Origin of the sequence: Streptomyces olivaceoviridis (genome assembly GCF_014650115.1) — a bacterium.
Taxonomy (GTDB): Bacteria; Actinomycetota; Actinomycetes; order Streptomycetales; family Streptomycetaceae; genus Streptomyces; species Streptomyces olivaceoviridis.
This window is the reverse complement of record NZ_BMUI01000013.1, coordinates 14,356-38,094: the sequence shown is the minus strand read 5'-3', so window position 1 is coordinate 38,094 and position 23,739 is coordinate 14,356. Positions and strand designations below refer to the sequence as shown.

Annotated in this window: 21 protein-coding genes and 1 pseudogene; 9 read left to right on the top strand and 13 right to left on the bottom strand. The window is 73.4% G+C overall.

The window, feature by feature from the left end; all coding sequences use genetic code 11:
• The first annotated feature begins 32 nt into the window (after window positions 1-32).
• The 5 genes from IE273_RS23920 (at window position 33) to IE273_RS23900 (ending at window position 4,584) form a co-directional block, all read left to right on the top strand.
• Window positions 33-1,004 (top strand): NADPH:quinone oxidoreductase family protein, encoded by a 972-nt coding sequence (locus IE273_RS23920; protein WP_189817229.1) that lies wholly within the window; start codon window positions 33-35, stop codon window positions 1,002-1,004.
• The gene (locus IE273_RS23915; RefSeq protein WP_189817228.1) at window positions 1,001-2,182 is read left to right on the top strand and encodes an acyl-CoA dehydrogenase family protein; all 1,182 of its coding nucleotides are present in this window, start codon (window positions 1,001-1,003) and stop codon (window positions 2,180-2,182) included. Before IE273_RS23920 ends, IE273_RS23915 begins: the two co-directional genes overlap by 4 nt.
• Window positions 2,179-3,264, top strand: a complete 1,086-nt coding sequence (locus tag IE273_RS23910) for an acyl-CoA dehydrogenase family protein (RefSeq protein ID WP_189817227.1) — start codon at window positions 2,179-2,181, stop codon at window positions 3,262-3,264. The genes IE273_RS23915 and IE273_RS23910 overlap by 4 nt, the downstream gene beginning before the upstream one ends.
• A 158-nt stretch (window positions 3,265-3,422) precedes the next feature.
• Window positions 3,423-4,286 (top strand): phosphatidylinositol-specific phospholipase C/glycerophosphodiester phosphodiesterase family protein, encoded by an 864-nt coding sequence (locus tag IE273_RS23905; protein ID WP_189817226.1) that lies wholly within the window; start codon window positions 3,423-3,425, stop codon window positions 4,284-4,286.
• Between the two features lie 103 nt (window positions 4,287-4,389).
• The gene (locus IE273_RS23900) at window positions 4,390-4,584 is read left to right on the top strand and encodes a hypothetical protein (RefSeq protein WP_189817225.1); all 195 of its coding nucleotides are present in this window, start codon (window positions 4,390-4,392) and stop codon (window positions 4,582-4,584) included.
• 90 nt (window positions 4,585-4,674) lie between these two features.
• Here the strand turns inward: IE273_RS23900 and IE273_RS23895 are convergent, their stop codons facing one another.
• Window positions 4,675-5,847, bottom strand: coding sequence for a phosphodiester glycosidase family protein (locus IE273_RS23895; RefSeq protein WP_189817224.1), 1,173 nt, complete (start codon window positions 5,845-5,847; stop codon window positions 4,675-4,677).
• 140 nt (window positions 5,848-5,987) lie between these two features.
• Window positions 5,988-6,347, bottom strand: a complete 360-nt coding sequence (locus IE273_RS23890) for a DUF779 domain-containing protein (RefSeq protein WP_189817223.1) — start codon at window positions 6,345-6,347, stop codon at window positions 5,988-5,990.
• A 126-nt stretch (window positions 6,348-6,473) separates the two neighbouring features.
• Between IE273_RS23890 and IE273_RS23885 the strand changes: the two genes are divergently transcribed.
• Together IE273_RS23885 and IE273_RS23880 are read left to right on the top strand one after the other, a co-directional pair.
• A complete protein-coding gene (locus IE273_RS23885; RefSeq protein ID WP_229887455.1) occupies window positions 6,474-6,989 on the top strand; it encodes a hypothetical protein in 516 nt (171 codons plus the stop codon).
• Window positions 6,990-7,373: 384 nt separating this feature from the next.
• Complete coding sequence (locus IE273_RS23880; RefSeq protein WP_229887453.1) at window positions 7,374-8,006, top strand: DUF2625 family protein; 633 nt, start codon at window positions 7,374-7,376, stop codon at window positions 8,004-8,006.
• Between the two features lie 104 nt (window positions 8,007-8,110).
• On the opposite strand, the gene IE273_RS23875 is transcribed toward IE273_RS23880, so the two are convergent.
• The 4 genes from IE273_RS23875 to IE273_RS23860 form a co-directional block, all read right to left on the bottom strand.
• Entirely contained in the window at window positions 8,111-8,767 is a 657-nt protein-coding gene (locus IE273_RS23875; protein ID WP_189817221.1) for a DedA family protein, read from the bottom strand.
• Window positions 8,764-9,063 (bottom strand): tautomerase family protein, encoded by a 300-nt coding sequence (locus IE273_RS23870; protein WP_229887451.1) that lies wholly within the window; start codon window positions 9,061-9,063, stop codon window positions 8,764-8,766. Before IE273_RS23870 ends, IE273_RS23875 begins: the two co-directional genes overlap by 4 nt.
• A 28-nt stretch (window positions 9,064-9,091) precedes the next feature.
• On the bottom strand, window positions 9,092-9,895 hold the full coding sequence (locus tag IE273_RS23865) for an MBL fold metallo-hydrolase (protein WP_189817220.1): 804 nt from the start codon (window positions 9,893-9,895) through the stop codon (window positions 9,092-9,094).
• Window positions 9,896-10,034: 139 nt separating this feature from the next.
• Complete coding sequence (locus tag IE273_RS23860; protein WP_189817219.1) at window positions 10,035-10,646, bottom strand: substrate-binding domain-containing protein; 612 nt, start codon at window positions 10,644-10,646, stop codon at window positions 10,035-10,037.
• Between the two features lie 473 nt (window positions 10,647-11,119).
• Here IE273_RS23860 and IE273_RS45210 point away from each other — a divergent pair.
• Window positions 11,120-12,146 (top strand): annotated as a pseudogene (locus IE273_RS45210) (NAD(P)H-dependent flavin oxidoreductase).
• 405 nt (window positions 12,147-12,551) lie between these two features.
• Here IE273_RS45210 and exaC read toward each other — a convergent pair.
• The 7 genes from exaC to xylB form a co-directional block, all read right to left on the bottom strand.
• A complete protein-coding gene (gene exaC / locus IE273_RS23850) occupies window positions 12,552-14,075 on the bottom strand; it encodes an acetaldehyde dehydrogenase ExaC (protein ID WP_189817218.1) in 1,524 nt (507 codons plus the stop codon).
• 55 nt (window positions 14,076-14,130) lie between these two features.
• Window positions 14,131-15,438, bottom strand: a complete 1,308-nt coding sequence (locus IE273_RS23845; RefSeq protein ID WP_189817217.1) for a GAF domain-containing protein — start codon at window positions 15,436-15,438, stop codon at window positions 14,131-14,133.
• A 186-nt stretch (window positions 15,439-15,624) separates the two neighbouring features.
• Complete coding sequence (locus tag IE273_RS23840; protein WP_189817384.1) at window positions 15,625-16,224, bottom strand: N-acetylmuramoyl-L-alanine amidase; 600 nt, start codon at window positions 16,222-16,224, stop codon at window positions 15,625-15,627.
• An 80-nt stretch (window positions 16,225-16,304) separates the two neighbouring features.
• Window positions 16,305-17,318, bottom strand: a complete 1,014-nt coding sequence (locus tag IE273_RS23835) for an acetamidase/formamidase family protein (protein WP_189817216.1) — start codon at window positions 17,316-17,318, stop codon at window positions 16,305-16,307.
• A 79-nt stretch (window positions 17,319-17,397) separates the two neighbouring features.
• Window positions 17,398-18,882: an APC family permease gene (locus IE273_RS23830; RefSeq protein ID WP_189817215.1), complete on the bottom strand. Its 1,485-nt coding sequence runs from the start codon at window positions 18,880-18,882 to the stop codon at window positions 17,398-17,400.
• 817 nt (window positions 18,883-19,699) lie between these two features.
• Window positions 19,700-20,908 (bottom strand): ROK family transcriptional regulator, encoded by a 1,209-nt coding sequence (locus IE273_RS23825; protein WP_189817214.1) that lies wholly within the window; start codon window positions 20,906-20,908, stop codon window positions 19,700-19,702.
• A gap of 53 nt (window positions 20,909-20,961) precedes the next feature.
• A complete protein-coding gene (gene xylB, locus IE273_RS23820) occupies window positions 20,962-22,407 on the bottom strand; it encodes a xylulokinase (protein WP_189817213.1) in 1,446 nt (481 codons plus the stop codon).
• A gap of 158 nt (window positions 22,408-22,565) precedes the next feature.
• On the opposite strand from xylB, the gene xylA reads away from it, so the two are divergent.
• Window positions 22,566-23,732 (top strand): xylose isomerase, encoded by a 1,167-nt coding sequence (gene xylA / locus IE273_RS23815; RefSeq protein ID WP_058079594.1) that lies wholly within the window; start codon window positions 22,566-22,568, stop codon window positions 23,730-23,732.
• Window positions 23,733-23,739 lie beyond the last annotated feature (7 nt).

The window sequence follows — 23,739 nt, the reverse complement described above, 5'->3', positions numbered from 1 at the left end:
GGTCAGACGAAGCAGTCCCGTGGAGGCCCCGCATGCAGGCATGGCAAGTGCACGAGAACGGCGAGCCGAGCGAGGTGATGCGCCTCCATGACGTCGAGCGGCCCACGCCCGGCGACGGCCAGGTGCTGCTGCGGGTGCGCGCCGCCAACGTCAACTTCCCGGACGCGCTGCTGTGCCGCGGCCAGTACCAGGTGCGTCCGCCGCTGCCCTTCACGCCCGGCGTGGAGATCTGCGGGGAGACCGAGGACGGCCGCCGGGTGATCGCCAACCCCGCGCTGCCCCACGGCGGCTTCGCCGAGTACGCCCTCGCCGACGCCCGCGCCCTGCTCCCCGCGCCCGATGCGCTGGACGACGCCGAGGCAGCCGCCCTGCACATCGGCTACCAGACCGGCTGGTTCGGCCTGCACCGCCGGGCCCGCCTGGAAGCCGGGGAGACCCTGCTGGTACACGCCGCCGCCGGTGGCGTCGGCAGTGCCGCCGTGCAGCTCGGCAAGGCGGCCGGCGCCACGGTGATCGGTGTCGTGGGCGGTGCGGACAAGGCCGCCGTCGCCCGGCGGCTGGGCTGTGATGTAGTGGTCGACCGGCGTTCCGAGGACGTCGTCGCCGCCGTGAAGGAGGCCACCGGCGGCCGGGGCGCCGACGTCGTCTACGACCCCGTCGGCGGCGAGGCCTACGCCCAGTCCGCCAAGCTGGTCGCCTTCGAGGGCCGGATCGTCGTCGTCGGCTTCGCCGGCGGCACCATCCCGAGCCCGGCCCTCAACCACGCCCTGGTGAAGAACTACTCGATCGTCGGCCTGCACTGGGGCCTGTACAACACCAAGAACCCGAAGCTGGTCCAGCGCTGCCACGAGGAACTGACCGAGCTGGCCGCCCGGGGCGCGATCAAGCCGCTGGTCAGCGAGCGGGTGCCGCTCGCCGAGGCGGCCGGTGCCGTGCAGCGGGTCGCCGACGGGGTGACCACGGGCCGGATCGCCGTCGTGCCGGAGAACGGAGCCGTCGCATGACCGACGCCGCGGAACTGCGCCGCCGTACCCGGGAGCTGCTCGCGCAGCACCCGCCCGCGAGCACCGACCGCCTGGACTTCCTCCGGGCCCGCTTCGACGCCGGCCTCGCCTGGGTGCACTACCCGGAGGGCCTCGGCGGACTGGGCGCCCCGCGCACCCTCCAGGGGATCGTGGACGCCGAGCTGGCGGCGGCCGGAGCCCCCGACAACGACCCCCGGCGCATCGGCATCGGGCTCGGCATGGCCGCGCCGACGATCCTGAAGTACGGCACGGAGGAGCAGAAGCGCCGCTATCTGCGCCCCCTGTGGACCGGTGAGGAGGTCTGGTGCCAGCTGTTCAGCGAGCCCGGCGCCGGTTCCGACCTCGCCGCGCTCGGCACCCGGGCGGTGCGTGAGGGCGACAGCTGGGTGGTCAACGGGCAGAAGGTGTGGACGTCGAGTGCGCACCTGGCCCGCTGGGCCATCCTCATCGCCCGCACCGACCCGGACGTGCCCAAGCACCAGGGCATCACCTACTTCGTCTGCGACATGACCGACCCGGGCGTCGAGGTCCGGCCGCTGCGCCAGATCACCGGCGAGGCCGAGTTCAACGAGGTCTTCCTCACCGAGGTCCGCATCCCCGACGACCGCCGCCTCGGCGAGGTCGGCGACGGCTGGCGGGTCGCCCAGACCACGCTGAACAACGAACGCGTCGCCATCGGCGGCATGGCGCTGCCCCGCGAGGGCGGCATGATCGGCCCGGTCGCCAAGACCTGGCGGGAACGCCCCGAACTGCGCACCCACGACCTGCACCAGCGCCTGCTGAAGCTGTGGGTCGAGGCCGAGGTCGCCCGGTTCACCGGCGAACGCCTGCGCCAGCAGCTCGTCGCCGGCCAGCCCGGCCCCGAGGGCTCCGGCATGAAGCTCGCCTTCGCCCGCCTCAACCAGGAGATCAGCGGCCTGGAGGTCGAACTCCGCGGCGAGGAGGGCCTGCTGTACGACGACTGGACCATGCGCCGCCCCGAGCTGGTCGATTTCACCGGCCGCGACGCCGGCTACCGCTACCTGCGCTCCAAGGGCAACAGCATCGAGGGCGGGACCAGCGAGGTCCTGCTGAACATCGTCGCCGAGCGCGTCCTGGGCCTGCCCGCCGAGCCGCGCACCGACAAGGACGTCGCCTGGAAGGACCTCGCCCGATGACCGACCTGCTGTACTCCGAGGAGGAAGAGGCGCTGCGGGCCGCCGTCCGCGACCTGCTCACGGACCACTGCGCACCGGCCGACGTGATCACCCGCGCCGAGTCGGACACCCCGCACGACCGCGCCCTGTGGAAGCTGCTCGCCGACGGCATGGGCCTGGCCGGCCTCCTGGTGCCCGAGGAGCGCGGCGGCCAGGGCGCCTCCGCGCGCGAAGTCGCCGTCGTGCTGGAGGAGCTGGGGCGGGCGGTGGCTCCCGTGCCGTACCTCACCAGCGCGGTCGTGGCCACCGAGGCCCTGCTCGTCTGCGACGACGCCGAGCTGCTGGGACAACTGGCCTCGGGGCGCACCATCGGCGCCCTCGCGGTCGGCCTGCACACCGCCCCGGGCGCCGGCCTCACGGCCGTACGCGTGGAGAACGGCACCCTGCACGGCGAGCTGACGGGGATCGCGGACGCGACCGTCGCCGACGTCCTGCTCGTCCCGGCCGACGACGGCGGCCTGTACGCCGTCGCCGCCGACGCCGTGACGGTCACCCCGCACGCCTCCCTGGACCTGACCCGCCCCCTCGCGGGCATACGGCTGGAGGGTGCTCCCGGCCGCCGGGTCGGCGCCGCCGGACCCGCCGTACGCCGTGCCCTGCGCGCCGCCGCCGGACTGCTCGTCTCCGAGCAGCTGGGCGTCGCCGAGTGGGCGTTGACGGAGACCGTCCGGTACCTGAAGGAGCGCAAGCAGTTCAACCGGCCGGTCGGCGGGTTCCAGGCGCTCAAGCACCGGCTCGCCCAGTTGTGGCTGGAGGTCGTGCACCTGCGGGCCGCCGCCCACGCCGCCGCCGACGCGCTCGCCACCGGCGAGGACGTGGAGGTCCGGGTCGCCGTCGCGCAGGCGTACGCGGCGCCCGCCGCCGTCCGTGTCACCGAGGAGGCGTTGCAGCTCCACGGCGGGATCGGGATGACCTGGGAGCACCCGGTCCACCTGTATCTCAAGCGGGCCAAGGCGGACTCGATCGCGTACGGCACGGCGGGCACCCACCGGGAGGCGCTGGCCGCGCTGGTCGACCTCCGGGCACCCCTCCCGGCACCCTGACACCCCCGCGGTGAAGCCCGCCCCACCCGGGGCGGGCTTTCTCGTGTCCGCGCACCGGCGAAGTGAACAGAGCGCCAACTCCCCGTGCGAGGGGGCCCCTTCGGTGGCGAGTGCACGCATACTCTCCCCGGTCCCCATCACCCCCAGGGAGGCAGTGCATGGCCCTCACCACCCGCCGCAGAGCTCTCACCACCCTCGGTGCCGCCCTCGCGGGCACGCTCGCCCTGCCCGCCGGTCCCGCGTCGGCCGGTGAGCGGACGCGTCGCCCGCGCCCGCTGTGGCACGCTCACGCCCACAACGACTACGAGCACCCGCGGCCCCTGTCCGACGCCCTCGACCACCGGTTCGGCAGCGTGGAAGCCGACATCTTCCTCGTCGGCGACCAGCTCCTCATCGGCCACGAGGCATCCGACCTCGACCCGTCCCGCACCCTCGAATCCCTCTACCTGGAACCGCTCGCCGCCCGGGTCCGGGCCAGCCACGGCACCGTCCACCGGGGTTCGCGCCGGCCGCTCCAGCTCCTCGTCGACATCAAGACCGAGGGCTCCGCCACGTACCTCGAACTCGACCGCCACCTGCGCCGCTACCCGCACCTGTTCACCCGCTACGCGCACGGCCGCGTCCACCCCGGCCCGGTTACCGCGGTCATCTCCGGCGACCGGGCGGCCCGTACCCCGATGGAGGCGCAGACCGAGCGCCGCGCCTTCTACGACGGCCGCCTCGCCGACCTCGGCGGCCCCGCCCCGGCCTCCCTCATCTCGCTGATCAGCGACAACTGGACGCAGAACTTCACCTGGACGGGCACCGGGACGTTCCCGGACGCCGAGCGGCAGAGACTGCGGAGCATCACCGGCGCCGCCCACGCGCGCGGGCAGCAGGTCCGGTTCTGGGCCACCCCCGACACCGCGGGCGCCGCCCGGGACGCGCTGTGGTCGGAACTGCTCGCCGCCGGGGTCGACTACCTCAACACCGACGACCTCGCCGGCCTGGAGGCCTTCCTCGACGCCCACCCCTCCACATAACACCACACGATCGGAGGACACGTCAGCAGCCCGGACAAACCCTCCGCTACGCCACACTTGCGGCCGAACGCCGCACACGGGGCGTGGCGGAGGAGGGTTCCCGATGGTCATTTCCATCTCTGTGGTGCTGCTGCTTCTGGTCCTGGCCGTGATCTTCATCCGAAACTGCTCGCTGAAGATCTCCCACGCCCTGGTCTGTCTGCTGCTCGGTTTCTACCTGGCCTGCACGAGGCTGGCGCCCACCATCCAGAGCGGGCTCACCGCGACCGCCGACCTGGTGAGCGGCCTGCGGCCCTGAGTCGCCGGGCGTCAGCCGGTGGAGCGCCGGCCTCAGTCGGTGGAGTGCCGGCCTCAGTCGGTGGAGTGCCGACGTCAGCCGTTTACCGGCTCAGCCGGTGGAGAAGACGCCGATGCCGTTGGGCACCGGGCGTTCGGCGCCGCCGCTGGGGTGATTGCGCACCGTCACGGCGGCGGCGTCCGTGTCGCGGGCGACCAGCTCCGTCGAGCCGCCGCCGTCGAGGTTGAAGGCGGCCGTGGCCCCCAGCGAGCGCATGGTCTTCGCCTCCTCGGCGACGGTCAGCCCGCTGCGGTACTTCGCCGAGCCGTCCAGCGCCAGCAGCAGCATCTGCTGTCCGCCGCCCTTGTACCCGACGACCGTCCGCACCGCCGAGGTGCTGTCGTCCAGTCCGGACAACGGGCTGCCGTCGCGCAGGACCGGGAAGCCGCCGATCGCGAACGCGTACGGCACCCCGGACGAGGCCGCCACCAACGTGTGCGTCACGTCCACCGGGTCACCGACCGACAGCTCGCGCAGCCGCCGCGCGCCCTCCTCGCGCCCCAGCAGGACCGTGGTGTCCGCCGGGATCGAGCCGCTGCCCGGGGCGGCGGTGGCGGAGACCACCCGGCCCCCGCGGACCTTCACCTCGTACGTGTCGTCGCTGCACGGCGCCGCGCGCCGGGTGTCCGTGCCGCACACGGCCCGCGCCCGGGAGGCACTGCCCCAGCGCACGGTGAAGGCGCCGACCGAATCCACCGGCAGCGCGTACTGGTTGAGGCCCTTCAGCGGCAACCGCCCCTCCGGTGTGCCGACCGAGCCGGAGAGGGAGAGGCGGTCCAGCCGGGCCCGCCGGTCGGTGCCCACGCCGAACACGTCCCGGGTGGTCGTGCCCGGGGGCAGCGCGGGTCCGAACCGCTGCCCCTTGGGCACCGCCGCCTTGAGTACCCGCCCGTCGGCCACGGCCGGTCCGACGGCCGCGCCCGTGGCCTGCACGCCCGGGTGCTGCGTCTCGGTGATGTTGAAGAAGTCGCCGTTCACCCCGGCGACCGCGCCGGCGGAGTCCGCCAGCCGGGAGACGGTCGCCCGCGCCGCCACCGCGCCCGGGTACAGCAGGTCGACGTGGACGTGCGGGTTGGCCAGGTCCACCGTGAGCAGGTGCGCGCGGGCCTTCCCCGCCGCCCCGTCGATGTCGAACTGCCGGTAGGTGACGCCCGGCGCCAGCCGCCTGCCCGCCGGCGCGGCACCGGCCGGTGCCGCCCCCGTCAGGGCCGCACCGGCCAGCACACCCAACGCCGTGACAACCGTGAGAACCGCTCTGCCTGCCGCCGAACGCCTGCGAGGTCTCGTCACCGTGCCCCCTGATGTCTCGTCAACTGTCCTCAGTGCAGGGGCAGTGCAGCAGACTCGGGCGGCCGGCGGGCCGACTAGGCGTCGACGACGCGAGAACGGGTGAGAAAACGCACCCCCTCGGGTGCCTCCAGGGAGAAGCCGCTGCCTCGTCCCGGCACGACGTCCACGATCAGCCGGGTGTGGCTCCAGGCCTGGTACTGATTCCGCGACATCCAGAACGTGACGGGCTCCGGCACGCCGTCCACCGCCAGTTCGGCCAGCAGCACGTCCGAGCCGCCGGTACGGAACTCGCCGTCCGGATAGCACATCGGGGCGCTGCCGTCGCAGCAGCCGCCGGACTGGTGGAACATCAGCGGGCCGTGCTCGGCGCGCAGCCGGCGCACCAGCTCCGCGGCCTGCGGGGTCAGCGCGACGCGCGGGATCTCCTCTTCCATGTCACCGTCCTGGACAGCGGGGTGTCGGATCGTCGGCTCCAGTCTCACGCATGGTCACGAACCCGTCCAGAACGCCTCGTGGCCCCGCCGCGTCCGCTCCCGGGGGAAGTTGGGACCATGGGACACATGCGCCCCTCCTCCCTGAGACCGCCCGAGCCGCGCTTCGTCCCCGCCGGTGAACACCCGCTGTGGGACGAGGCACTGGCGACGGTCAACCGCGACCTCGCGGCGACCCTGCCCGGGCAGCGCCCGCTGTGCCTCATCGCGTACCCGGCGGACGCACACGAGGACGAACAGGTCTACGTCGCACTGGCCGACGGCAACGCGCACGGCAACTCCCTCGGGCCGTCCGGCTCCGCCCACCGGGCGCTGTGGACCGTCGCCGAGGCCGCCCAGGACACGATCACGGGGTGCCTGTGGCAGGCGTGGCCGGTCTGCACGCTCCACGGCCTCGGGATGCACATGCGGGAGGAGTCCGGCCGCCCGGTCTGGAGCTGCGCCGGCGGCGGCCGGCCCGGCGATCCGGCCCATGTGCGCGCGGCGGTGGGAGAGCTGGACACGGTGCACCGACCTCACCGACCGAACCGGAAGCGCCGTAAGGACGGCAGGGGGCGTGAGGGCGGCAAGGGGCGGGGACGCTAGGGCGGCTTGGAACACCGGGGCGGCAGCCACCGTGAAGGCGCCGGGGTCGGCAAGGGGGGAGGGCGGCTGGGACCGTCAGGGTGGCAGGGAATGCCGGGGCGGCAGCCACCGTGAAGGCGCCGGGGTCGGCAAGGGGGGAGGGCGGCTGGGACCGTCAGGGTGGCAGGGAATGCCGGGGCGGCAGCCACCGTGAAGGCGCCAGGGACGGTAGGGGGCAGGGTGGCTGGGATCGCGGGGCCGCACGGCGCACCGGGTCGGCCGAGGTGAGGTCGGACGCTGCCGCGGTCATCCACGGATGCGAGAGATCGACGAGCTGGTCCAGGTGGCCGATCCGGCCTGGCCGGAGCTTGAGCGAGCGTTCACCGGCAGTGCCGTACCGTCCGCGTGCTGCCCGCCGACCCCGACGAGGGCCGCCGCTTCCTCCTCCGGTTGCAGGTGACGGCGAGGTCGGTGCTCGGTGCGCTGACCCTGCACTGCGGCGGGCTGGTCCTGGACGACGGCTGGCTACGGGTGTACGGCGCGGGCGGCGCCGACGGCGGGCTGCCGAGCCTCGGCCGGGTCAACGGGTTCCCCGAGGAGCCGGACCTCCACTGGCACCCGGCGGCCGGGCTCGTCGTCGGCCATGACGTGCTCGGCGGTGTCTTCTGCCGCAACGGCCACGACCCGGCGGGCAGCGACCGGCCCGGCGATCCGGGGCAGATGACCTGCTTCGCGCCCGACACCCTGGAGTGGGAGGCGCTGGACATGGGCCACTCGGCGTGGATCGGCTGGCTGCTGGCCGGTGGGCCGGAGAGGTTATACGCGGGGCTGCGCCGGCAGGGCTGGCGGGAGGAGGCGGCGGCCCTGGAGCTGTCCCAGGGCATCAGTGTCGTCCCGTTCCTGTGGTCCAAGGAGGCGCACGAGGACCTCGCCGCCATCAGCAGACGGGCCGTGGCGCTCCGCGAAGTCGTCGGCGTGTCCGCCGACTTCGCCCGGCGGCTGGGCCCGGCGGATCCGGGGTTCCTGGGCGAGTTGTGACGCCGCCGCACACCCGCGGGCCCGTCGGCAGGGCCGGGCCCGCGCCGCCCGGGACGGCGGCCCCGGGGCCGGTGCGGACAGCCGGCGGGTGAGCCGTGGCGCGTTCAGCGTGTGGAGTCGCGGCGGTCCCGGCGGGCGCGGTGGGCGCGGCGGGCGCGGCGGGCCTCCGGCAGCAGCGGGAGCAGCGACAGGACGATGACCACGGCGACCAGCAGCAGCAGATAGTCGTCGATGTGCGGGACGGACGCGCCCAGGGTGTACCCGGCGAGCACCAGCGTCTGCGACCACAGCACACCGCCCACCGCCTGCCAGAGGGTGAAGGTCCGCGCCGGCACACCCAGGGCCCCGGCCACCGGGTGCAGGACCGTCCGCAGCAGCGGCACGAACCGGCCGATCACCAGCGCCTTGCCGTGGCCGTAGCGCGCCAGCAGCCGCTCCGCCCGCGCCGCCGCGCCCTTCACCCGCCCGCTTCGCGTGCGCGCCAGCAGGGCCCGGCCGCCGTGCCGTCCGATCAGATACCCCACCTGGCCGCCCACCACCGCCCCGATCGCCGCGCACACCAGCACCTGCCACAGCGCCAGCCGCGGCTGCTGCTGGGCACTGCCCGCGCACAGCACACCGGCCGGGAACAGCAGCGTGTCACCGGGGAGGAAGAAGCCGACGACCAGCAGACCCGACTCTGCGAAGACCACGGCCAGGACGCCCAGCGCGCCGAACGCGGCCAGCACCGAGGCGCTGTCCATGGGGTTGACGGCGATCACCGGCCGCGCCTCCTGGGCTCCTCGGGGACCCTGTCCGCTCCCCAGCATCGCGTGCCCGGCGCACGTGTGCGCGCCGGTCGCGGAGAGCAGCCGGACGCGCCGGCCTCGGAGCGGTGTCCGCAATCGGAGCGTCCCGACTGGGTGAGGATGTGGATCATCACCAGGCCCTCGACGCCGGCCTCGAAGCCGAGGCCGGCGTCGAGGGCGACGAGGCGGTCGGCGTCGTGCTCCGTGATGATCTGGAACCTGTCCCGCTCGGGTATGTCCAGCGCGTCCACGAGCGCCCGGTGCGCCACGTCGGTGATCGCTGTCCGAACGAGGGGGTCAGTGGGTCAGCGGCACCCATGTGCCGTGGGGCGCGACCCGCAGCAGGGAGGACAGGCCGGCCTCGTGGAAGGCCAGTTCGATCTCGGGCAGCCCTTCGGAGAAGTGGGCCCAGCCGTCGTAGTGGGCCGGTACGACGACCTCCGCGCCCAGGACGGCGGCAGCGGCGGCGGCCCGGCGGCTGTCCAGGGACAGGGGCCGCCCGTCGAACTTCGCCGGCACACGTGCCGCTCCCGCGTGCAGGACGGCCGCGTCGATGCCGGGCACCCGGCGGGAGATCTCCGCGACCGTGCGGATCGAGGCGTTGTCGCCGCTGACGTACACGGTGGGAAGCCGCTGCCCGGACAGCACGAACCCGATGACCTCGCAGTTGACGTTGCCGTCCGCGTCGCGTTCGCCGTCCTCGGGACCGTGGACGGCGGGAACGGCCAGCACGGTCAGATCGCCGCCGCCGTCCGGCCGGGGCAGGCGGTGGACGGTCCACGGGGAGAGGCCGACGGCGGGTGAGCCGAGCCGCTCCGCCGCGCGTGGCCCCGTGAGCACCAGCGGGGCTGTCTTCGCGAACGCGCGGCCCCGCCCGTCGAGGTTGTCGGGGTGGGCTTCATGGCTGACCAGGACGAGGTCGACCGGCCCCACCGCGTCCTCGTCGGCGGCGGGCCCGGCGGTCTTGGTGAGGTACCCCTGGGGGCCCGCCTCGTCGAAGGTCGGATCGCTGACGATCCGCAGGCCACCGATGTCGATGACGGCCGTGGGGCCGCCCAGCACGGTGACCGCGCATTCCTGCCGGGACAGCCCTGTGCTCATCGCGGCCCTCGCAGAGTGGTCTTGGTGGTTCGGTTCACACCGCCCACGCTAACGATGTCCCGGTGGCCCGGGAAATGCCTGTGGAGACGCGTCCGTGCGCCGCGGGCATGGACGCCGCGTCACCTGGTCACGGCGGGTCTCACTCCGCCGTCGGAAGGGAGGCGTCCAGGAACCGGCGGATCAGCGCCCGCTGGGAGTCGGGGAAGTACACGAGGCGCACCGGGCTCGGCGGTGCGCCGGTGAGGGGGACGAAACTGACCGCGGGGTGCCGGGTACGGCGCCGCGCGACCTCCGGGACGATGCCGATGCCCCGGTCGGCCGCCACCGACTCCAGCCACTCGTCGTAGTTCGCCGTTTCGATGATCCGGTCCGGGCGCTGGTCCGCGGGCCACGACCAGGTACCTGTCGTACCGCTGACCGTGTTGACCACCAGCGGCCAGTACCGGACGTCCGCCCAGTCCAGATGCCCGAGGCGGGTCAGGTCGTTGTGCTCGGAGCACACGGCGACGCGCGGCTCGTCGAACAGGTGCAGGGTATGCGCCCCCCGCGGCGTGTCGCGCTCGCCGCGGACCACCGCGATGTCGACGGTGCGCCGGCGCAGCGCCTGAAGGGGATCGTCGGTCCGGACCAGGGCGACCGTCGCTCCGGTGTCCTCCTCGAACCGGCTGACGGTCCGCTGCGTCCACGGATCGGGCAGCAGCCAGCTGAAGCCGAGCCGCAGGGCTTCCAGGCATCCATGCCTGCCGTGCATAGCGCCAGCTCAATCGGCATTTCACAGGCAGACGAGCGCTGCCTAGCGTCACGTACGGACCCACTGACCGCCCGCAGGAAGGTGATCGAGACCGTGCAGTCATCAGCCCCTCCTCGTCCGGAGGGGCCCGCTCGCCGGACGCGCCAGGTCCTTCCGCTCACGCACACCCAGGCCGGACTCCCGGCCGGGCTCGGGGCGAACATGGCCACGGCCACCTTCATCGGCTACCTCGCCGGCACCCTGGCATCAGCCACACCATCGTCGGCACTTCCTCGGCGCGGCGATCGGACACGACATCGGCCAGATCCTCGGACCTGCCCGCCGCGCGCCACCGCTGAGCCATGGCTACCGCCAGGCGCTCCCGCCGGGCAGCGCGATGGCCCTCCTGGCCGCCTCGCTGCCGCCGCGCTCCGCGTCCGCTTCCCGTACCACCTCGCCCCCGCCACCTGAACATCCCGGCATGAGGAGTTGTCGTGAGCACGCTGCTGTCCGACCTCGGAGCAGACCTCCCCCTCGTCGCCGCGCCGCTGGCCGGCGGCCCGAGCACACCGCAACTGGTGACCGCCGCCGCCCGGGCGGGCGGCCTGGGCTTCCTGGCCGCCGGATACAACTCCGCCCAGGCCCTCGCCGGGCAGATCCACACCACGCGCGCGGAAGGTGTCGCCTTCGGCGTCAACCTGTTCGTGCCCAACCCGGTGCCCGTCTCCGGCCAGGCGTACCGGCGCTACGCCCGCGCGGTACAGCCCGAGGCCGACCGCTACGGCCTCACGCTGCCCCGCGAACCGATCGAGGACGACGACCACTGGACGGACAAGATCGACCTGCTGACCTCGGCTCCCGTCCCGTGGGTGTCCTTCACCTTCGGCATCCCGCCGCGCGGTCGTCAGTGCCCTGCGGCGGGCCGGGAGCACTCTGTTGCAGAGCGTCACCTCGGCCGACGAGGCACGCCAGGCGGCCGCGTCCGGCGTCGACGCGCTGATCGTGCAGGCTCCGGCGGCCGGCGGGCACTCGGCCACCCTCACCCCGGCCCGGCCCCTCGCGCCGGTCAGGCTGCCCGACCTGATCGCCTCCGTCCGCGGCGCCGTCACCCTGCCCGTCATCGCCACGGGCGGCATCGCCACCGCCGCCGACGTGACCGTCGCCCTGCGCGCGGGGGCCCAGGCCGCGATGGTGGGCACCGTGCTGCTGCGTACGCACGAGAGCGGAGCCTCCGCACCGCACAAGGCGGTCCTGGCCGATCCGGCCTCCGCCACCACGACCGTCACCGGCGCCTTCACGGGGCGGCCCGCCCGCGCCCTCCGCAACCACTTCACCGACCGCTTCGACCCCGTCGCCCCGGCCGGCTACCCGGCCCTGCACCACCTCACCGGCCCCCTCCGCAAGGCCGCCACCGCGGCCGGGGACACCCGCCTGATCCACCTGTGGGCCGGAACCGGTCACCGTGAGGCCCGGGTGGAATCCGCCGCGGAGACCTTCGAACGACTGGCCGGCCGGGTGTGAGGGGGCGGGTGGGCCGCGCGGGAGACGCGGACGCCAGGCCGTGGCGGCATCCAGCTCCCAGCGGTGGCGGATCTTCGGCCGGGCGAAGAAGGCCCGCAGCCGCGCGGCGACGACGTGAGGAAGCCCTTGGTGAAGCCCGGACCGCCACCGGGCGCGGGCCGGTTCGTCCGGGGCCGGGGTCCGCGGGGCGGTGAGCCCCTCCGGGCCGTCCGCCGCTGTCGCGGCGCGGCGCTCACGGGCGGTCCGCCGGGCGGCCAGGACCGCCCGGGCCCGAGGCAGACCAGGTAGGCCGCGCCGAGCAGCTTGATGGCGTCGACGCCGGGAGAAGCCGCCGCCGGGAGTACGGGCACGTCCGCAAGGGCGCCTGACGGACATCCTCCTTGGCCAGGCGCCCTTTCCCTGCGTCTAGAAGAAGCCCAGCTTCTTCGGTGAGTACGACACCAGGAGGTTCTTCGTCTGCTGGTAGTGGTCCAGCATCATCTTGTGCGTCTCACGGCCGATCCCCGACTGCTTGTAGCCACCGAACGCCGCGTGCGCGGGATAGGCGTGGTAGCAGTTGGTCCACACACGGCCGGCCTGGATCGCGCGGCCCGCGCGGTAGGCGGTGTTCATGTCCCGGGTCCACACGCCCGCGCCCAGGCCGTACAGCGTGTCGTTGGCGATTTTGATCGCGTCGTCGAAGTCGTCGAAGGAGGCCACCGAGACGACCGGGCCGAAGATCTCCTCCTGGAAGATCCGCATGCGGTTGTCGCCCTCGAAGATGGTCGGCTGGACGTAGTACCCGCCCTTCAACTCGCCCTCGTGCTCGAAGCGTTCACCGCCCGTGAGGATCTTCGCGCCCTCCTGGCGGCCGATGTCCAGGTAGGAGAGGATCTTCTCCAGCTGGTCGTTGGAGGCCTGCGCGCCGATCATGGTGTCGGTGTCCAGCGGGTGGCCCGGCTTGATGCGCCGGGTGCGTTCGACGGCCGCTTCCAGGAACTCCGCGTAGTGACCCCGCTGGATCAGCGCCCGGGACGGGCACGTGCAGACCTCGCCCTGGTTGAGCGCGAACATCGTGAAGCCTTCGAGCGCCTTGTCGCGGAAGTCGTCGTCGTGCGCCCACACGTCGTCGAAGAAGATGTTCGGCGACTTCCCGCCGAGTTCCAGGGTGACCGGCTTGATGTTCTCCGAGGCGTACTGCATGATCAGCCGCCCGGTCGTGGTCTCCCCGGTGAACGCGACCTTCGCCACCCGCGGGCTCGACGCCAGCGGCTTGCCCGCCTCCACACCGAAGCCGTTGACGATGTTCAGCACACCCGGCGGCAGCAGATCCGCCACCAGGCTCAGCCAGTAGTGGATGGAGGCCGGGGTCTGCTCGGCCGGCTTGAGGACGACCGCGTTGCCCGCGGCGAGCGCCGGCGCGAGCTTCCAGGTCGCCATCAGGATCGGGAAGTTCCACGGGATGATCTGCGCGACGACACCGAGCGGCTCGTGGAAGTGGTACGCCACCGTGTCGTCGTCCAGCTCGCCCAGCGAACCCTCCTGCGCCCGGATCGCCCCGGCGAAGTAGCGGAAGTGGTCGATCGCCAGGGGGATGTCGGCGGCCAGCGTCTCCCGGACCGGCTTGCCGTTCTCCCAGCTCTCGGCCACCGCCAGCGGCTCCAGGTGGGCCTCCATCCGGTCGGCGATCTTCAGCAGGATGTCGGAGCGCTCCGCGACCGGCGTACGACCCCACCCGGGCGCCGCCTCGTGCGCCGCGTCCAGCGCCCGCTCGACGTCCTCCGCGGTACCGCGCGCGATCTCCGTGAACGGCTGACCGTTGACCGGTGACGGGTTCTCGAAGTACTGCCCGCGCGCCGGCGGCACGTAGGCGCCGCCGATGTAGTGGTCGTAGCGCGCCTGGTAGGAGACGATCGAGCCTTCGGTGCCCGGCGCCGCGTAACGAGTCATCCTGGTTGCCTCCCGGTGCAGCGCTGCCCGCCGTTGGGCAGCTCTCGGCGCGAGGCTAGACACGCGGACGTTGCAAGTACGTTGCGCCGCGGGTCCGCGCCCGTGTCCGGCCGGCCGGCGCCGCCAGTTCGGCCTCCAGCGCGGCGAGCCGGGCCCGGACCGGTGCCGTCGGGCGTACGGCGGCGAGCGCCCGCCACGTCTCCAGGTCGTCCTCACCCCACGGCGTGCGCGCCCAGTCCGCCAGCAGATCGGGGTCGCCGTGCGCGATCAGCGCCGTGCGCAGTCCGCCGGCGAGCCGCTCCCGCAGCCGGACGATCGCCGGGGCCTGGGAGCCTGGCAGCAGCGGGCCGGTGTACGCCTCCGCCGCCGCGGTCAGCGCACCCGTCTCCAGCCGCCGCTCGACCGCGGTGGCGTCCGACTCGACCGCGGCCGTCAGCCGGTACGGCCGCGAGGCGAGCAGCCCCGGCCCCAGCAGTCTGCGCAGGCGCGCCAGCTCGGCCCGCAGCGTCACCGGGGTCACCGACTCGTCCGCGTACAGCGCGCACAGCAGCTCGTCGCCGCTCAGACCCTCGGGGTGCTGGGACAGCAGCACGAGGATCTCGCTGTGCCGACGGCTGAGCCTGATCCGCCGTCCGTTCAGGACGAGTTCGGCCTCGTCCCGGCCGAGCGCGCTCAGCAGCGGCCCCTCCTCGGCGGCGCGCGGCGGGGCGAGCAGGGCGAGCTGTGCCTCGGCGGCCCGCGCGACCGCCTGCACGAAGCCGAGGCTGTGCGGATGGGCGAGCCCGTCCCCGCCGGTGATGTCCACGGCCCCCAGGACCCGTCCGGTGCGTGGATCGTGCACCGGAGCGGCGGCGCAGGTCCACGGCTGCACCTGCCGTATGAAGTGCTCGGCGGCGAACACCTGCACGGGCCGGTCCACGGCGACCGCGGTGCCCGGCGCGTTGGTGCCGACCGCGCTCTCCGACCACCGGGCACCCGGCACGAAGTTCATCCGGTCCGCGCGGCGCCGGGTCGCCGTGTGCCCCTCCACCCACAGCAGCCTGCCGTGCGCGTCGCACACCGCCAGCAGATGCTCGCCATCGGCCGCGAAGGTGCCCATCAACTCCCGGAACAGGGGCATCACCCGGGACAGCGGATGCTCCGCGCGATAGGCGCCGAGATCGCCGTCGGTCAGCTCCACCCTGGCGGCGCCGTCCGGCCCGACACCGGCCCGCGCGCTGCGCCGCCACGACTCCGCCACCACCGACCGCACCGGGCGCGGCACCGTCCCCACCGTGGTGAACGTCTCGTGCGCCCGGCGCAGCAACCGGACGCGCTCGGCGGGATCGGCCCCCGGCTCCAGGGCAACCCACGGATCGGTCAACTCGGCCTCCCCGGACGGTGGAACGGTGGTGATGCGGTGCGGTACGGACGGTGATGCGGGGTACGGCGGCTCCGGGCGGTGCTGTGGCGGGCCCGGCGGTGGCACAGCGGCTGCTACGGTGGCCGGGACCATCGTCACCCAGGGTGTTCGCGCGGACAACCGGTGCGACGGCGGCTCCGCCTCCGGCTAGGCGAAGTTGACCATTCTGATGTACCGCACCCAGTCCCAGTTCGGTCCCGGGTCCGTGTGGTCGGTGCCCGGCACCTGGTAGTGGCCGATGATGTGCTCCCTGTCCCGGGGGATGCGGTACTTGGCGCAGATCGCCGCTGTGAGCTTCGCCGACTCCACGTAGAGGGCGTCGGTGAAGTAGGAGGGCTGGTCGGTCCAGCCCTCGTGCTCGATGCCGATGCTGCGGGTGTTGTAGGTCCAGTTACCGGCGTGCCAGGCGATGTCCGCCTCGTGGACGCACTGGGCGACGTGCCCGTCCGCCGAGCGGACCACATAGTGCGCGGAGACCTTCTTCTGCGGGTTGGCGAAGATCGCCAACGTGTCGGTGTACGTCTCCTGGGTGACGTGGATGATCACTCGGTCGACGGTGTAGTCACCGGGGCGGTCGGACACCGTGTAGTTGGAGCTGCTGGCCGCCTGCCACTCGGCGGGCGGATAGTCGACGGCCGCGCTCTGCGCACTGGCCCGCCCTTCGGGAAGCAGCGCGTACGGGACGGCGGCGAGTGCCGCGCCCTTGAGCAGCCGGCGCCGGCTGAGCCGGGGTCTGGCTCGGTCCATGTCCATGGCGGGATGCCTTTCGGGGTGCCTCGGGGAATGTCGTTCGGCAGGCTTTCCGGAGTCGGATTACGACGGGGACGTCAGCGGCGCAGCGCCCGCGCGGTCTCCCGCAGCCGGGCGTGCACACCGCGGTACGTCTCCCGCGCGGGCAGCCACTCCTTGCGGAGCTTGGCCACGCACGTGTAGTTCGTGTCGCACACGTTGGCCAACGGTGATTCGACCGCCTGGGTTGCGAATTGGTACGCGTCCAGCTCACTGAACCCGTAGTCGCGCACCAGCCACCGCACCAGGTCGAGCTGGGATATCCGGAACGCGTCCTCCAGCGGCCGGGCCGAGCCGGTCGAGATGATGTGCGTGTCCGACTCCAGCCGGGGCCACGGTGTGGCGACGTCCTTGAGGAGGTCGACGACCACCACCGTGTTCATCGCGCACTCCACGGCCACGCCACAGGTCTCGCCCTCGCCCTGCCGGGCATGCCCGTCGCCGAGGCTGAGCAGGGCACCGTCGACATTGACGCCCAGGAAGCAGGTGACGCCGGCCCGCATCTCAGGGGTGTCCATGTTGCCGCCGTGGGCGTCCGGCACCAGGGCCGAGCGCACCTCCAGGTTGGCGGGCGCCACGCCCACCGTGCCGTGCATCGGGTCCATGGGCAGCTCCACCTGGAGGTCGCTGTCCCGCGCCTGGAACAGGGCCGTCCTCCGAGCCCGGTCCAGTTGCCAGATCCACACCCGCTCCGGCAGCGGTGGCTGAAGGGTGGCCGTCGTGTGCGTGGAGGTCAGCGCGCCGAAGAGGGGGACCGTCGTGGACGCCGCCCAGTCGCGGGCCGGTTCGAGCGACACGAAGTGCACGGCCACGGTGTCACCGGGCTCGGCGCCCTCGATGTGGAACGGGCCGGTCTGCGGATTGAGGTAGGGGAACTCGCAGACCTCGGACACCAGGTCCTTCTCGGAGCGGACCCGGCCCGCGAAGCAGTCCTCCGTGTAGAGGTCGAGGACCGTGCCGGGCGCGATTCGTGCCAGGGGCGCCGCTCCACCGAACGTCCAGGCGTACTGGTCCGGTTCGGGGCGCACGGTGAGGATCCGGGGGTCGGTCATCGTGGCGTGACTCCCTTCTGAGGGCGATCCCGGGACGGGGATGCGGGCGGGCGTGGCTGTGGCGTCACGTGACGCGTGGTCAGCTCGGCACGGATCCGTCCATCCGGCCGGCGCCGGGGTCGTACGCGTCGAGGTGCACGCGCGCGGTCTCGGCTATGCGCTCGGGGTGCTGTCGTATGAGCACGAGCAGTACGACCACACCCACGGCCATCCACGCGCCGACGACCGGACCGGCGTAGGACACCGGTGGCGTCAGTTCCGTCACGAAGTCGAACACCGGGAGGCCGGCGGCCGTCAGCAGGGCGGGGATGAACGCGGCGATGCCAAGCACCGGGAACAGCAGGTGCCGCACCGGTTTGAAGGCAGCCCGGCCGGAGCGGAGGAAATGACCGGCGCAGGAGAGGTTCACGACGATGTAGACACCGACGACGACCGTGACGATCACCGTGGCGAGCAGCAGGAACGCGGTCACCGGGTCGTAGGCGAAGCCGAGCCCCAGCACCGCCGCGACCGCCACGACGGTCTGCAGGGCGATGCCGGCCACGGGGGAGCGGTGCCGGGGATGGAGCGTGGCGAGCAGGCCGGGCAGGACGCGGACACGGGCGAGGGCGAAGGCCGTGCGCGTCGAGACGTTCGCGCTCGCGTTGGCGTTCGCGATCGTGGAGTTGACCACAGCGAGGAACACCAGCACCCAGAAGAGACCGAAGGAGGCCCGGGCGACGCCCTCCCAAGAAGCCTCGCCCGAGGCGCCGAACTTCGCGAAGCGGTCGGGGCCGAACCAGACGGTCATCGCGTACGTCGTGAGGACGTAGAACAGGCCGATGCCCACGGCCGCTCCGAGGACCGCGCGGTGCATGGTCCGCCGCGGGTCGCGGGTCTCCTCGGCGAGCGGCGCCGCCGCCTCGAACCCGGCGAAGGCCAGCACCGTGTAGACGGATCCGGCGAACACCCCGGCGGCTCCCGCGTACCCGTCGGCGGTGTGCGACGTACCGAACACCGACAGGGTGTTGGCGCTGCCCGCCTTGGCGATGAGCAGCACGGCGAACACGAGGAGGACGAGGACCTCGAAGACGCCGAGGACGGTGCCGAAGCGGGCGGAGGCGCGGACGCCGAGGTAGCCGGAGACGGCGATCACCCCGGCACCCGCCAGCGCCCACGGCCACCACAGGTCCGCCGGGTACGCCGACCACTCGGCGTGCAGCGTGCCCGCCGTCGTGAAGCCCAGCTGGAGGAGCAGCAGGGGTGGCACCAGCATCTCCACGAAGACATAGGCCCACCCGACGAGGAAGCCGACCGCCGGGTGCAGGCCCCTTGCCGCGTACGTCGCCACGGAGCCCGCCGCGGGCAGCTCCCGCGCCAGCTCGGCTACGCAGGAGGCGGTGAACAGACAGGCCACCAGGGCCACGAGCACCGCGAGCGGGAGGCTGCCGCCAGCGAAAGCGGCGCCCGACGGAATCGACGCCGCCACCGCGGCGGCCGGCGCCATCGCCGTGATGCTCTGGAACAGGACCTCGCGCAGCCCGATGGCGTCGCGCCGCAGCGTCCCCTTCGTCTCCCCGTGCATGTGTCCCCCGATACGTGTCAGTCCGCCACCACCGACCGTGCGCTCCTCACTTCGCTGACACACGCCGGTCGGTGACGACCCGTTGGCTGCGCCTCGCGTGAATCACGGTACGACTCGGGCGGGTTGGGCAGAAGGGTGTGCCACGGTTCCGTGGACGAGTCACGGCTTGTGGACAACTTGCTCACTCGATCGGGTGATGTCTGGCGGTGAGCGGGGGAGCCTGGCACGTCACAGCCAGTGCGGGAAGCCAGCGCGTGGCCGGTGCTGGATGCCAGACGCCTGGTTTCCCGCACCGGAGGCTCGGCGCCCGGTCCGTCACGGTCACTCGCGCAGGCGGATTCCGTACCGGGGGCCCGACAGCCGCGCCTCACGGGCGGCAGCAGAGGCCGACAACCGGTGTCACGCGTCTCGCTGCGCCACCCCTCCCGCAGCTGCACCGCACCCCAGCAGCTACACCGCACCCCCGCCGCGCGCGGCCCCGTGCAGCCGGTCCTCGACTGCTTCTTCCACGGCGGCACGCCGGGCGCCGACGCCCCGGTGCGGCTGAGGGCGGAGCACGATCGGCACGGGTCGTTCTCGCTCGACGAACTGCCGACCAGGCATCCCCACCGTGATCCGGCATCCCGCCGGGCAGCCACCACTGCCCGGCGTCGGGCGCCCCGGACCGTAGCGCGGCAGCAGGACGCGCCCCTGCTCCTTCCGGCATCGGCACGCACGAGGCGAGCAGCGCCCACGGCCGAGACTTGATCATCCTCGCGGCACCCAGTCCGTCACCCGACCTCCCGCGGCCGTGGTCCCCGGCACGCGCCGAGCCGCGTCAGGATCGTTCCGCCACCACCGCCGGATCGTCCAGTACCGCTCGGACGACCGAGTGCCCGGCGCCCAGCAGGGGGCCCTGCGGGCCCAGTGGGGAGACCGTCACCGGGCAGGCCGGGCCGGCCGTACGGCCCTTCAGCTCCGTGTCCAGTGCCGGCAGCAGCCAGGGGGACAGCTCGGCTAGGGCGCCGCCCAGGACCACCGTCTCGGGGTCGAGCAGGTTCACCGCTCCGGTCAGGGCGATACCGAGGGCCGTACCGGCGTCCCGCAGCGCGGCCCGTACCCTCTCGTCGCCCGCCTCGGCGCGCTCGGCGAGCAGGCCCACCCGGTCGTCCCGCGGCTCCAGCCCGGCCGCGCGCAGAACCGCTTCCTCGCCCGCGTACTGCTCCAGGCACCCCCGGCTGCCGCACGGGCAGGCGGGACCGTCCGGCCGTACGGGCACGTGGCCCAGCTCGCCCGCGAAGCCCCGGGTTCCGCGCAGCAGCCGGCCGTCCACGACGACCGCCGCGCCGATGCCGATCTCGGCCGACACGTGCAGGAAGTCGCCCGGCGTACCGGCACCGAGCCACAGTTCGGCCAGCGCGCCGAAGTTGGCCTCGTTGTCCACGGTCAGCGGCCCATGGGCAGGCAGCAGGGAGCCGAGGTCGAGGTCGTGCCAGTCGAGGTTCGGGGCCCGTACGACCGTCCGCCCGTCCCTGGCCACCAGGCCGGGCACGGCGACCGCGAGCCCGGCGGGCCAGAGTTCCGCGCGTTCCGCCTCCGCGACGACCTGGTGGATCAGCGCCGTCAACTCCTCGATCACCGGTCCCGGTGCCCGGCCCCGGTTGGCGCCGCGCCGGACGGCCCGCGCGCGGACCTCGCCGCGCAGGTCGACGGCGCACACCGCGAGGTGGTCGACGCCGATCTCGGCTCCGATCCCCGCGGGCCCCCGGCCGCTCACCGCGAGCGCCGACCCGGGCCGGCCCACCCGCCCCGGCCGCTCGGGGCCCAGTTCCTCCAGCAGACCCCAGCGGATCAGCTCGTCCACCAGGGTCGACACCGCGGCCCGCGTCAGTCCGATCCGGGAGGCGACCGCCGCCCGGGACAGCGAGCCCTCGGCGCTCACGGCGTGCAGCACCCGGGCGAGGTTGCGCCGGCGCATGCCCTGCTGGGTGTCCGGCAGGGCGCGCCCGGCGCCCGGTGGGCGGGCCTCGTGCAGCGGTGCGGTCATGCCTCCGTCAATCCTCGGGTGTCTGCCGCCCGGCTGGTCGCGGGCGGCTCCGGTCACTCGGTGTCCGTCCCCCGCTCCAGCAGCGGGGCCGCGTCGGAGAGTACCCCGGTGATCCGGTCCAGCGTCGTCCGGTCTCGTTCCACGGCCTCCAGGACGGGGCCCGCGGCCGTGTTCCAGCGGCGAGCGACCGCCGCGGGATCCTCGCCGGTCAGCAGTCCGGCCGCCTGTGCCGCCGCACCCAGGGCGACCAGTTCCCTGGCCTCCGGGACCTGGACGGGCCGCCCCGAGAGCCGGCGCACGGTCTGCTGCCAGGCTGCCCCGCGGGCCCCGCCGCCGATCAGGAGCAGCGGGGTGTCGCGGTCCGCGTCCTCGTCGAGGACCAGGTCGAGTGCCTCGAGCAGTGCGTGCACCGCGCCGTCGTACGCGGCCTGGAGAAGCTGACCCGCGGTGGTGTCGTGCCGCAGACCGTGCAGCACTCCGGAGGCGTGCGGCAGGTTCGGGGTGCGCTCGCCGTCCAGGTACGGCAGCAGGGTCACGGAGCCGCCGGATTCCACCGCCTCGCGGTCCAGGCCCAGCAGGGTCGCGACACGGTCCACCGCGAGGGTGCAGTTCAGGGTGCAGGCCAGGGGCAGCCAGTCCCCGCGCGCGTCGGCGAAGCCCGCCACCGTCCCGGTCGGATCGGTGGGGCGGCGCCGGGAGACGGCGTACACCGTGCCGGACGTCCCGAGGCTCAGCACCGGCGTGCCGGGCCGCAGGCCCAGGCCCAGGGCCGCCGCCGCGTTGTCGCCGGTGCCCGGGGCCACCAGCGTGCCCTTCGAGAACGGCAGATCGTGGCTGTCGCGCACGGTGCCGGCCACCTCGCCGGGCCGTACCACCCGGGGCAGCAGCGCCGGGTCCAGGCCGACGTGCGCGAGGGTCTCCTCGTCGTACGCCTCCGTCCCGGACGCCCACCAGCCGGTGCCGGAGGCGTCGCCGCGGTCGGTCGTGCCCTGCCCGGTCAGGCGCTCGGTGAGGTAGTCGTGAGGGAGCCGTACCGCCCGGGTCGCACGGACCGCCTCCGGCTCGTGCTCGGCGAGCCACGCCCACTTGGTGACCGTGAAGGACGCCCCGGGCACACTGCCGGTGCGCTCCGCCCAGGCCTTCGGCCCGCCCAACTCCTCCACCAGGCGGCCGGCCTGCGGCGCCGAGCGGACGTCGTTCCAGAGCAGCGCCGGACGCACCGGCTCGCCGCGTTCGTCCAAGGTGACCAGGCCGTGCTGCTGGCCGCCGATCGACACCGCCGCCGCCTCGTGCGCCGCGTCACCGCACTGGCGCAGCGCCTCGCACAGCGCGTCCCACCACTGGCGCGGATCGCTCTCCCGGCCGGCGCCGGACGACACCGTGTGCGGTGCCTGGCCGCTCGCCACCACCTGACCGGTGGCCGCGTCGACGACCAGTGCCTTCGTGGACTGGGTGGACGTGTCCACTCCGACGACGAGCGGACCCTCGGCTGCTGACATCGGGCTCTCCCTCTTCCGCGGCTCCGCGGGACGTGCGGTGTGTGGTTTCGAAGACACCTTGCTGTCGAAGACATCTTGTCTCTTCCCAGAGGTGCGTCGGCATACTAATTTGTAAACCGCCATGACGAAATAGTCGCAACGCAGCAAGGAGCCGCGGCATGAGCTACCAGCCCACCCCCGAGGACAGGTTCACGTTCGGACTCTGGACCGTCGGCTGGCAGGGAAGGGACCCGTTCGGCGACGCCACCCGCCGCGCCCTCGACCCGGTCGAGACGGTGCAGCGCCTGGCGGAACTCGGTGCCCACGGAGTGACCTTCCACGACGACGACCTGATTCCCTTCGGTTCGTCGGACACCGAGCGCGAGTCGCACATCAAGCGGTTCCGCCAGGCCCTGGACGCCACCGGCATGACCGTGCCGATGGCCACCACGAACCTCTTCACGCACCCCGTCTTCAAGGACGGCGCGTTCACCGCCAACGACCGCGACGTGCGCCGCTACGCCCTGCGCAAGACGATCCGCAACATCGACCTGGCGGCCGAGCTGGGCGCGAAGACGTACGTCGCCTGGGGCGGCCGCGAGGGCGCCGAGTCCGGCGCCGCCAAGGACGTGCGTTCCGCCCTGGACCGCATGAAGGAGGCCTTCGACCTCCTCGGCGAGTACGTCACCTCGCAGGGCTACGACCTCCGCTTCGCCATCGAGCCCAAGCCGAACGAGCCCCGCGGCGACATCCTGCTGCCCACCGTCGGGCACGCGCTGGCCTTCATCGAGCGCCTCGAGCGGCCCGAGCTCTACGGCGTCAACCCCGAGGTCGGCCACGAGCAGATGGCAGGCCTGAACTTCCCGCACGGCATCGCGCAGGCCCTGTGGGCCGGGAAGCTCTTCCACATCGACCTCAACGGCCAGTCCGGCATCAAGTACGACCAGGACCTGCGGTTCGGCGCGGGCGACCTGCGGTCCGCCTTCTGGCTGGTCGACCTCCTGGAGAGCGCCGGTTACGAAGGACCGCGCCACTTCGACTTCAAGCCGCCGCGGACCGAGGACCTCGACGGCGTGTGGGCCTCGGCGGCGGGCTGCATGCGCAACTACCTCATCCTGAAGGAGCGCGCGGCAGCCTTCCGCGCCGACCCCGAGGTGCAGGAGGCGCTGCGCGCCTCGCGCCTGGACCAACTGGCCCAGCCGACCGCGGCCGACGGCCTGGAGGACCTGCTCGCCGACCGCGCGGCCTTCGAGGACTTCGACGTGGAGGCCGCCGCCGCGCGCGGCATGGCCTTCGAACGCCTCGACCAGCTGGCGATGGACCACCTGCTGGGCGCGCGGGGCTGAAACGGAG